This window comes from Streptomyces sp. NPDC014882, assembly GCF_043081325.1.
GTDB lineage: Bacteria > Actinomycetota > Actinomycetes > Streptomycetales > Streptomycetaceae > Streptomyces.
In genome coordinates this window covers 402,808-412,209 of the sequence record NZ_JBIBWL010000006.1, presented here as the reverse complement: position 1 = coordinate 412,209, position 9,402 = coordinate 402,808, and the positions used below count along the sequence as shown (strand labels likewise).

Below are 9,402 nucleotides of genomic sequence, written 5' to 3'. Positions count from 1 at the left end.
CCGACCCCAAGCCCTACATCTGGACGAAGACCGCGGACGAGATCCTCGAACGTCTCGCCAACTATCTGAACAGAATTCCTGACTCAGAAGACTAGAGCGTGTTTCGCATAGTGCGTGGGCACCAGGCCGTGTGAGCGGCTGGTGCGGGCACACCGGGGGAGGACGGTGGCGGGGGACGATGCCCGGCAGGGCGCCGGAGGGGAGTGTGGGAGGCGCGTGAATCCCGCGCATTCCCCATTCCCCGGCGGTGTCTGGAGTGATCGACAGGTGTCGAAGAAGACGTTGGCGTCCGAAGCCGTGGTGTCCCCGGTCCGCATCGGGAGGTCGGCGGGCGCGGCCCTCGGCATCCTGGCACTCGCCCTCGGCGCCCTGCAGTCGGTGGTGGAGCCCGCGCTCCCGCTGCTGCAACGTGAGCTGGGGGTCAGCCCCGCCGAAGGGGCGTTGATCGGCAACGCGTTACTCGTCACCGGCGCGGTCGTCACACCCGTCGCGGGCAAACTCGGCGACCGCTACGGCGGGAAACGGGTGCTGGTCCGGCTGATGGCGGTGGTCGCGGCCGGTGGTCTGCTGGCCGCACTGGCGCCGAACCTGCCGGTGCTGCTGCTCGGCCAGGTACTGCAGGGCGTCATGGTGGGCGCGCTGCCCCTCTCCTTCATCCTGGTGCGCAAACACCTCACGGCAGGGCAGTCGCAGGTCGCGATGGGGCTGGTCGTCGCGCTCTTCACGGGCGGCGGCATGGTGGGAACGCTGATCGCCGGGCCGCTCGCGGAAGGACTGTCCTGGCACTGGATGTTCGCGCTCCCGACGATCGCGATCGTCGTGACGACATCGTTCGTGGCCCGGCTGATGCCGCATGACCCGCCGATCCGGTCGGACCACGGGATCGACTGGCCCGGCGTGGTTCTGCTGAGCGGCACGCTGCTCGCGTTCATGCTCGGACTCGTGACGGTGACGAGGGACGGAGGCCTGCCGCCGCTCGCGGTCGGTGCCCTCGTGGTGGCCGTGGCCGCCCTCGCGACCGGATGGGTCGCCGTCGAGCGCCGGGCGGCTTCGCCGATGGTCGACCTGCGCATGCTGGCGAAGCCCGCGGTGTGGCGTTCGTGCGTGCTCACCCTCGTCATCACCATCACCTCGGGGATGGTGCTCCTTCTGCTCCCGCAGCTGTTCGCGGTGTCGGCCGACGGGTACGGCTTCGGAGCCGGCACCACCGACATCGGACTGTTCCTGCTGCCGGGCGCCGTCGCCGGGGCGGTGAGCGATTCGGTCGGCGGGATCGCCGCGAGGCGTTTCGGCCCGTACGCCGTGGTCGTCGGGGGCGGCGTCGTCACGGCGGCCACGGTCATCGCCCTGGCGTCGCTGCACACCGAGGCGTGGCAGCTCGTCCTCGCGAAGGTGCTGACCGCGTTCGCCGCGGGCGCCGCCACCACGGCGTTGCTCGCCGGCACCGCCACCGTCGTCGAGACGAAGGACACCGGCATCGCCACCGGCCTGCTCGTCGTGACACGCGTGATCGGCGTCGCCCTGGGCGTCCAGGTCGGCGGCGCGATCCTCGCCGCCGGGGCCGACCCGATGACGGGCCGGCCGGCCGAAGCGGCCTTCGCCACGGGTTTCACCGTCGCCGGCCTCGTCGCCGCGCTGTCACTGCTCGTCGTCCGCATCAAGGGGAAAGAGGCCCACGCATGACACCCACCGGTCCGTCGACGGACGCGAGCACTCCCGCGAAGCGCTCGGTCCTCATCTCCGGGGCCGGTGTCTCCGGACCCGCGCTGGCGTACTGGCTGCACCGGTCCGGACACGCGGTCACCGTGGTGGAGAAGGCGGGCGCACCGCGCGACGGCGGCTACCCGGTCGACGTCCGCGGCACCGCGATCGAGGTGGTCCGGCGGATGGGGGCACTGCCGCGACTGCGGGACGCGCACGTCGAGACGCGTCGCTGCACCTTCCTCGACGCCGAGGGCGGCGAAGTCGCCTCGGTCGCCCCGCACGCCGTCGCCGGCGGTGTCGAGGGACAGGACATCGAGGTGCGTCGCGGGGACCTGGTCTCGATCCTCCACGCGATGGTCCGCGACGACGTGGAATTCCTGTTCGACGACTCCATCGCCACCCTGGACCAGTCCGGACCAGGGGCCGATGTCACCTTCCGCAGTGGGCGACAGCGCACGTTCGACCTGGTGGTCGGCGCCGACGGCACGCACTCGTCCACCCGGAAGTCCCTGTTCGGGCCCGAAGAACGGTTCCACCGTCACCTCGGCCACTGCTTCGCCGTCTTCACCATGCCGAACACCTTCGGGCTCTCCCACGAGCTCAAGCTGTGGAACACCCCGGGGAGAGCCGCGGCCCTCTACGCCGTCGGGGACGACGACGACCTGCACGCCTTCCTGGCCTTTCACCAGCCGGAACCGCCGTCCGAGGCCCTCCGGGATCCCGGTGCCCAGCGGGACCTGGTCGCCGCGGTCTTCGCCGACGCGGGATGGGAGGTCCCCGGCATGATCGACGCCATGCGCGACGCGGACGACCTGTTCTTCGACACGGCCGGTCAGATCCGCATGCCCCACTGGTCCAGCGGCCGCGTCGCGCTCGTCGGCGACGCCGCGTACGCCCCCTCGTTCCTCACCGGACAGGGCACGAGCCTCGCGCTGGCCGGTGCCTACGTGCTCGCCGACGCCCTGGCCGCGAACCGGAACCACACCGCGGCCTTCGCCGCCTACGAACGCCACGTCCGGGAGTTCGTGGCCGTGAACCAGGCACTGGCCGACAACGGTGCGGCCACCCTCTTCCCCACCACGGCACGAGCCCTGGAGCAGCGCGACGCCAGGCTGCGCGACCTCGTCACCCTGCCTCCCGCGATGCCGCGACCGGCCCACTCGGCCCTCACGCTGCCCCCGTTCGGCCCGATGCCGTGACCCGGTACGGCAGTCGCAGCCGGCCCGGTGGTCCACGCGGTTCCGGAACCGATCGGCCACCGGGCCCGGCGGTCGCCTCGTACCCTGAACCCTGTGCTGCCGAACGCGGACATCGAGGGTGGGGCACCGAGCCGGCACGTCCCGGTCCCCGCGACCGGGCTCGGCGCGGCGGTGCCGGCGGCTCCCGTCCGGCCGGGACCGGGCCGGCCATGACGAACACGGGGGACGGTGGCCGGCGACCGCGCGGCGCGTGGCGGCGGGAGGGAGCGGTCACGGCGACGACGTTCGCGTGCTGTCTGCTCGGCGGGGTGATGCAGGCTGACGACACGCTGTCGGCGCCGCCTGCCGCCGCCTACCTCATCGCGGTGGTGTCCTGTGCCGTGTTGCCGCTGCGGCACCGGGCGCCCCTGGCCGCCCTGGCGGCCACGACAGCGGCCGGTCTGCTGGTGCCGCCCCTGGGTCTCCTGCTCACCCCGTTCATCGTGGCCCCCGCCGTGCTCACCGCTTACTCCTGCTCGCTCGCCGCGCGCACCGAACGGCGCGCGGCGAGGGCGGTGTTGCTCGCTTCCGCGGCGCTGGCCGCCGCCATCCCCCTGTTCGAGGACGTCTCGTGGAAGGACGCGAGCAGGATGGGAGTGGTGGCGGTGTTCCCGCTGGCGGCCGGCGTACTGGGGCACTCGGTGCGGAACCGGCGGGCCTACCTGGGGGCCGTGGAGGAGCGGGCCCGGCGGGCCGAGGAGAGCCGGGACAGCGAGGCGCGCCGGAGAGTGGCCGAGGAGCGGCTGCGCATCGCCCGGGAACTGCACGACCTCGTGGCCCATCAGATCACCCTGGCCAACGCGCAGGCCACGGTCGCCGCCCACTTCCTCGACACCCGCCCGGAGCAGACCCGCAAGAGCCTCGAGGAACTCGTCGAGACCACCGCCGACGCGCTCGACGACCTGCGGGCCACGGTCGGTCTGCTGCGCCAGTCCGGGGACGCCTCCTCGCCCGCCGAACCGGCGCCCGGCCTGTCCCGGCTTCCCGCGCTCCTCGAGTCCTTCCGCCACGCGGGTCTGGAGGTGTCGGTGCATCAGGAGGGCACGGCCAGGCCGCTGCCGCCGGGAGTGGACCTCACCGCCTACCGCATCGTCCAGGAGGCCCTGACCAACGTGACCAAGCACGCCGGTACCGGTGGCGCCCGGGTGCGCCTCGTCTGGAGACGCGATCGCGTCACCGTCACCGTCGCCGACGACGGAGGGGGCGCTCGCACGGCGCCGGCCGCCTCCACGGGACCGAGCGCGTCGCCGGGACCGAGCGCGTCGACGGCGCCGGACCGTCCGCCCGGTCACGGTCTGATCGGCATGCGGGAGCGTGCCACCGCGGTCGGGGGGAGCCTCTTTGCGGGCAGGCGTCCCGAAGGCGGCTTCCTCGTCTCCGCCCGACTGCCTCTCCCGTCCGCCAAGGACACGGCGCAAAGGACCGAGGGAGCACCGACCGCCGGGGGACGGACGGCCGACGGAGCGACGGGTGACGCAGCGACGGGCGACGCAGCGACGGGCGACGCAGCGACGGGCGACGGACGGACGGGCGACGCAGCGGCCGGGGAGGCGCCGTGACGCTCAGAGTGCTGCTCGCCGACGATCAGGCCCTGCTGCGCGGCGCCTTCCGGATGCTCCTCGACAGCACCGACGACATCACCGTGGTCGGCGAGGCCGGCGACGGCAGGCAGGCCGTCCGACTCACCCGGGAGCTGCGCCCGGACGTGGTGGTCATGGACATCCGCATGCCCGAGGTGGACGGTCTCACCGCCACGGCCGAGATCTGCGCGGACCCGGAACTGCGTGCCACCCGCATACTGGTCCTCACCACGTACGAGACCGACGAGTACGTCGCCCGGGCGCTGCGCGCGGGGGCCGGCGGTTTCATCGGCAAGGGCATCGGGGCCGAGGAGCTGGCGGACGCCGTGCGTACCGTCGCCGACGGCGACACCCTCCTGTCCCCCGCCGCCACCCGCTCCCTGGTGGCCCGTTTCCTGGCCACGCCGGAGGCGGTCCCGCCCCACCACGCCGAACGGCTCGCCGCGCTCACCCCGCGCGAACGCGAGATGGCGGCCGCGGTGGCGACCGGCCTGTCCAACCAGGAGATCGCCGAGCGGATGTTCCTCAGTCCCTTCACCGTCCGCGCCCACGTACAGCGCGCCATGACCAAGCTGGGGGCCCGCGACCGGGCGCAACTCGTCGTCATCGCCTACCGGACGGGCCTGGTCCACGCCACCCCCGACGACGGCACCGACCGCCCGTCGTGGTCCGGTACCGGGAGCCCCTCGCGGGACGGTCCGCCACGGTGAGGGTCACCGACGGCACCGCCACCGGTCCCACCGGGGAGCCGTGAAGGCCCGCCCGTGCCGGCGGCGACGAACGGTCCCGCCCCGTCGCACCTGCCGTGTGTGTGTGGGGGGGGGCGGGGCCGGCCCGCCGTCCGCCGACGGGGGAGCGGGCCGGCCGTGGGCCGAACGGCGCCGCCGGTGTGCGCGCGGCGGCCGGAGCCGCGGTCCGGCGCCCGCCGGCCCTCCGGGCGGTGCCGTGCCCGACGGGAGGACGTCGCCGCGCTCGACGGGAGCACGGCGACGACGACGCCGCCGGTCCGGCCTCACCCGTCCCCGTGGTGCCGCGGGCAGGACCACGCGCTCCTCAGGAGGAGGGGGCGGCGATCTCCCGCTTGAGGATCTTGCCGCTGGGCCCCATCGGCAGTGAGTCCGTCAGCCAGATCCGGCGCGGGTACTTGTACGCGGCCACCCGCTCCCGCACGAACTCCTGCAGTTCCGCGGCCGTCACCTCGGCCCCCGCGCGCGGGACGACCGCAGCGGCGACCTCCTCGCCGAGCCGCTCGTGGGGGACCCCGACGACGGCGGCGAGGGCGACCGCCGGGTGCTCGTGCAGCACCTCCTCGATCTCGCGCGGGTAGACGTTGTACCCGCCCCGGATGATGAGGTCCTTCTTGCGGTCGACGACGAAGAGGTAGCCGTCCTCGTCCTGCCGGGCCAGGTCGCCGGTGCGCAGCCAGCCGTCGGGCACCGTGGCCGCGGTCTCCTCCGGACGGTTCCAGTACTCCTTCATCACGTTCGGCCCCCGTACGGCCAGTTCGCCGACCTCGCCGGGAGCCACGTCCCGGCCCTCGTCGTCGAGCAGCCGGACCTCGACGTCACGGATGGGCGTGCCGATGGATCCGGCCTTGCGCGGGCGGTCGGCGTGGTTGAAGGAGACGACCGGGCTGGTCTCGGACATGCCGAAGCCCTCCAGCACGGTACAGCCGAAACGGCGCTCGAACCCGTGGAGCAGTTCCACCGGCAGGGAGGCGCCGCCCGAGACGCACATGCGCAGGGTGGAGACCTCGGCCCCGGCGCCGGCCGGGTGCTGGAGGAGAGCCGCGTACATCGTGGGCACCCCCTCGAACACGGTCGCCCCGTCGCGGGCGATGGCCTCGAACACGACGGGCGGGTCGAAACGCGGGATGAGCGTGAGCGAGGCGCCGCTGAGGACCGCCGTGTTCATCGTGCAGGTCTGGCCGAAGATGTGGAACAGCGGCAGGCACCCCACGATGACGTCCTCGGGCGTGAGCCCCTGCACGTCGGTGACGTTGACCTCCGTGTTGTGGCGCAGTCCCGCGTGGGTGAGCGCGGCCCCCTTGGGACGTCCGGTGGTGCCGGAGGTGTACAGCAGGACGGCGACGTCGTCGCCGGCCACCGCGGCGGTGTCGTGGTACGGCTCCAGCGGCGCCAGTTCCGCCGCGAAGGCGGCGGGTTCGACCGTGATGTGCCGCACCCCGGCGGCGACCGCGCCCTGCGCCCCCTCACCGGGGGCCGCGTGCCACTCGAAGAGCAGTACGGCGCCGGAGTCCCGCAGGTGGTACTCGGTCTCCCGGGCCTTGAGCAGCGGGTTCATCGGCACCACGATGCCCCCGGCGCGCAGGATGCCGTAGTAGAGCACGACGAATTCGGGCACGTTCGGCAGCATGAGGGCGACCCGGTCCCCGGTGCGCAGGCCTTCGGTGCGCAGCAGCGCCGCGGCCTGGGCGCTCAGCCGGTCCAGTTCGGCATAGGTGGTGGTCGCCGTGCCCAGGCGCAGCGCAGGCCGCTCGGGCTGCCGACGTGCCGTGTCCACCAGGAACTCCGCCAGATTGGTCATGATGCCTCCTCGCATCCCGCTTGCGACCCACGGGTCCCGCCGTCGTCGTCGCTGCGGGAATGGTCACGCCCGGGGCCGGACGGGTCCATGGCGCGGAGGACAGCAGCGGTCCCGCTCATTTGTCGCCGCGGACAATCAAGGGGTCGTAGGCTGCGCGTATGGGACTTTCGGAGGTGGCTTCGGCCTTGCGTGCGCGCCTGCCGGAACTGGGCGAGACCATGGCGCGGCGCATTCGCGCCGACGTCGAGTCGTACACCGACGAGACGCTGATCCCCTACGCATCGCTGCGTGACTCCTGCACGGCCAACGCCGACATGGTGCTCGGGCATCTCGCCTTCGGCACGGAGGCGGACGTGCGGTCCGCGCACGAGACCGGCCACCTGCGCGCCGAGCAGGGCGTTCCCCTGCCGGACACCCTGCACGCCTTCCGGGTGGGGTTCGAGTATCTCTGGTCGGAGATGATCGACGAGGCCCGGCGGCACCCCGGGGTCGCGGACGCCCAGCTGGTGGCGGGCTCGTCGCAGGTGTGGGCGCTGTCCGGCCGGTACGCCGAGGCCGTGGCCGCCTCCTACCGGGAGACCAGCGCGGACCTGGCGCTGCGCCGTGAAGCACGCCGCTCGGCCCTGGTCGAGGCGCTGTTCACCGGGGCCCTGGCGGACCGCACGACGCTGTGGGAGGCGGCCGGCCAGCTCGGCCTGAGTGAGCGCGGACCCTACGCGGTGGTGGCCGCGGCCGTACCGGACCCCGGGCAGGAGTCGCTGCCGGGGATCGAGGGGACGCTGCGTGAGGCCCATGTCCCCTCGGCCTGGCGGCTGCTGCCCGACGCGCAGATCGGGGTGCTCTCGCTGGGGCACCCCGGCGCCGAGACGGTGGGCCTGCGCCTGCTGCGCCGTCACGGCGCGCGGGCGGGCGTCAGCCCGCTCTTCGACTCGCTGCGCGACACGCCGCAGGCCCTGCGCTTCGCCCGGCTCGCCCTCCATCGGGTGCCGGGCGACGGCCCCGGCGTGGCCCGCTTCGACGACAGCCCGCTCGCGATGCTGGTGGCGGCCGCGCCGGCGGAGGCGAAACGTCTGGTGGAGGTCGTTCTGGGTCCGGTGCTGGCCGTGCCCGTCGCGGAGCGTGCGCGTCTGCTCGACACCCTGGGGCAGTGGTTCACCGCGGGCGGCGTGGCGGCGGAGGCGGCGAAGCGGCTGTACGTCCACCCCAACACGGTGCGCTACCGGCTGCGGCGCGTCGAGGAGCTGACGGGACGCTCCCTGTCCGACCCGGTCGCCCTCGCCGACCTGGGCACCGCCCTGCACACCTTGCGGCTGCTGCCGCGGTGAAGCCCCTCGGGTCCGGCCGCCGTGGCGGCAGGAGAACAGCCCCCGGGCCGGGACCGCCCGGGCGTCCGCGGCCGGGGGCGACGTGCGGGCGTGCGGCGCCGGGTGCGCCTCAGCCCCGGGTGCGGGTCTCCAGGGCGCGCAGGACGGCCACCATGTCCTCGTCGCCGTGGCCCTGGTCGACGGTCTCCGCGTAGAGGGAGTGGCAGACGTCGAGGAGCGGGGAGGCGAGGCCCGCCGTGCGGGCGGCCCGCGCGATCAGGCGGTTGTTCTTCAGGGCGTCCGCGGCCGCCGCCTGGACGGTGAAGTCGCGGGCCAGCAGTTTGGGCGCCTTCCCCCGGGAGACCGCGCTGGCCATCGGGCCCGCGTCCAGGACGTCCCGCAGCAGGTTCCGGTCGAGTCCGTGCCGGTCGGCGAAGTGGAAGGCCTCGGCCAGACCGGTGACCAGGGTGATGAGGAAGAGGTTCACCGAGAACTTCATCAGCAGCGCGCCCGGGACCGGACCGCACGCGAAGGTCTCGCGGCACAGCGGGGCGAGCAGCGGGCGCACGTCCGCCACGGCGTCGTCGTCCCCGGCCAGCATGGCGACCAACTCGCCCCGCTCCGCCGGTACCCGGGAGCCGGAGACCGGCGCCTCCACGTAGCGGCCGCCCGCGGCCAGGACGTCGTCCCGCAGTCCGCCGGAGTGCTCGGGCGCGGTCGTGCCCATGTGCACGACGGTGCGTCCGGCGACGCGGGGGGCGAAGTCCGGGGTGCCGCGGCCGAGGACCGTGTCGAGGGCCGTCTCGTCGGCCAGCATGAGGAACACCGTGCCGGCCCGTTCGAAGACCTCGGCGGGGCTCGCCGCGACCTCGGCCCCGGCGGCGCGCAGGGGATCGCAGCGGCCGGGGGTGCGGTTCCACACGAGCAGGGGTGTCGCGGACCGGGCGAGGTGGAGCGCCATGGGCTGCCCCATGACCCCGAGGCCGAGGAAACCGACGTACGTCATGTCCTGCCTTTCCCGGCCCGTGC

At 73.9% G+C, this 9,402-nt stretch carries 7 protein-coding genes; 5 read left to right on the top strand and 2 right to left on the bottom strand.

Annotated elements, in window-relative coordinates:
• Window positions 1–267: 267 nt before the first annotated feature.
• The 4 genes from ACF09K_RS17790 to ACF09K_RS17775 all read left to right on the top strand — a co-directional run bounded on the left by ACF09K_RS17790 (window position 268) and on the right by ACF09K_RS17775 (window position 5,232).
• Complete coding sequence (locus ACF09K_RS17790; RefSeq protein ID WP_392244523.1) at window positions 268–1,683, top strand: MFS transporter; 1,416 nt, start codon at window positions 268–270, stop codon at window positions 1,681–1,683.
• The gene (locus ACF09K_RS17785; RefSeq protein WP_392244522.1) at window positions 1,680–2,903 is read left to right on the top strand and encodes an FAD-dependent monooxygenase; all 1,224 of its coding nucleotides are present in this window, start codon (window positions 1,680–1,682) and stop codon (window positions 2,901–2,903) included. The genes ACF09K_RS17790 and ACF09K_RS17785 overlap by 4 nt, the downstream gene beginning before the upstream one ends.
• Window positions 2,904–3,112: 209 nt before the next feature.
• Window positions 3,113–4,501: a sensor histidine kinase gene (locus ACF09K_RS17780; protein ID WP_392244520.1), complete on the top strand. Its 1,389-nt coding sequence runs from the start codon at window positions 3,113–3,115 to the stop codon at window positions 4,499–4,501.
• Complete coding sequence (locus ACF09K_RS17775) at window positions 4,498–5,232, top strand: response regulator (RefSeq protein ID WP_392244518.1); 735 nt, start codon at window positions 4,498–4,500, stop codon at window positions 5,230–5,232. Before ACF09K_RS17780 ends, ACF09K_RS17775 begins: the two co-directional genes overlap by 4 nt.
• 343 nt (window positions 5,233–5,575) lie before the next feature.
• Here ACF09K_RS17775 and ACF09K_RS17770 read toward each other — a convergent pair whose 3' ends face one another.
• Window positions 5,576–7,069 carry a long-chain fatty acid--CoA ligase gene (locus tag ACF09K_RS17770; protein WP_392244516.1) on the bottom strand — a complete coding sequence of 498 codons (1,494 nt, stop codon included), beginning with the start codon at window positions 7,067–7,069 and terminating at the stop codon, window positions 5,576–5,578.
• A gap of 158 nt (window positions 7,070–7,227) precedes the next feature.
• On the opposite strand from ACF09K_RS17770, the gene ACF09K_RS17765 reads away from it, so the two are divergent.
• Window positions 7,228–8,394, top strand: coding sequence for a PucR family transcriptional regulator (locus tag ACF09K_RS17765; protein ID WP_392244515.1), 1,167 nt, complete (start codon window positions 7,228–7,230; stop codon window positions 8,392–8,394).
• A 109-nt stretch (window positions 8,395–8,503) separates the two neighbouring features.
• On the opposite strand, the gene ACF09K_RS17760 is transcribed toward ACF09K_RS17765, so the two are convergent.
• Window positions 8,504–9,379: an NAD(P)-dependent oxidoreductase gene (locus ACF09K_RS17760; protein ID WP_392244555.1), complete on the bottom strand. Its 876-nt coding sequence runs from the start codon at window positions 9,377–9,379 to the stop codon at window positions 8,504–8,506.
• Window positions 9,380–9,402 lie beyond the last annotated feature (23 nt).

Bases quoted from the DNA above. Each gene is read 5' to 3' on its own strand.
- ACF09K_RS17780 (WP_392244520.1), top strand. From the start codon at position 3,113: ATGACGAACACGGGGGACGGTGGCCGGCGACCGCGCGGCGCGTGGCGG.
- ACF09K_RS17785 (WP_392244522.1), top strand. From the start codon at position 1,680: ATGACACCCACCGGTCCGTCGACGGACGCGAGCACTCCCGCGAAGCGC.
- ACF09K_RS17760 (WP_392244555.1), bottom strand. From the start codon at position 9,379: ATGACGTACGTCGGTTTCCTCGGCCTCGGGGTCATGGGGCAGCCCATG.
- ACF09K_RS17770 (WP_392244516.1), bottom strand. From the start codon at position 7,069: ATGACCAATCTGGCGGAGTTCCTGGTGGACACGGCACGTCGGCAGCCC.
- ACF09K_RS17765 (WP_392244515.1), top strand. From the start codon at position 7,228: ATGGGACTTTCGGAGGTGGCTTCGGCCTTGCGTGCGCGCCTGCCGGAA.